The sequence below is a fragment of the Paraburkholderia sp. JHI2823 genome, assembly GCF_038900695.1.
In the GTDB taxonomy this organism is placed as follows: Bacteria; Pseudomonadota; Gammaproteobacteria; order Burkholderiales; family Burkholderiaceae; genus Paraburkholderia; species Paraburkholderia mimosarum.
On sequence record NZ_JAYMRY010000242.1, the window covers coordinates 1 to 461 of the forward strand.

Consider the following 461-nt stretch of genomic DNA (forward strand, 5'->3'; position numbering starts at 1 on the left):
GTACCCGTGCGCAAAGGACGGCACCGGAGGAAACCCTTCGTCCAACCCCAAACCTGGTCGAGGAAGGCCCTCGCTTGGTAGGTGAATTGTTCAATCTGAGTGCGACCAACACCAGCAAAATCCATGGATGATCCACCCTTGTAATAGGGGAAAGCTGGATTGGACAATACTTGACGAGGCCCGCTGAATCCTTCTGGGGTTGATGTGTCGTCCACAATGATCTCACCGGAGCGAGCCAGATCGAATGAGGCCCGCCCCTGGGTACCGAAGACGTCGAACTCCATCGAATTGGGCAGGCCAAATGCAACACGGGAAACGACAATCGTGCCAATGGCCCCGGACTCGAAGGTCATATTGAATACTGCAATGTCGTCATTTTCCACGGTTTCGATGCCCTGCGCCGACACCGTCGTCCCACGTCCTCCTGCAACTCCCTCCAGCGCGGGCGGACGCTTATCGAT

Annotated in this window: 1 protein-coding gene; it reads right to left on the reverse strand. The window is 56.4% G+C overall.

The window, feature by feature from the left end:
* A partial coding sequence (locus VSR34_RS38505) for a hypothetical protein (RefSeq protein WP_342965246.1) occupies window positions 1–461 on the reverse strand: 461 nt, incomplete at both ends.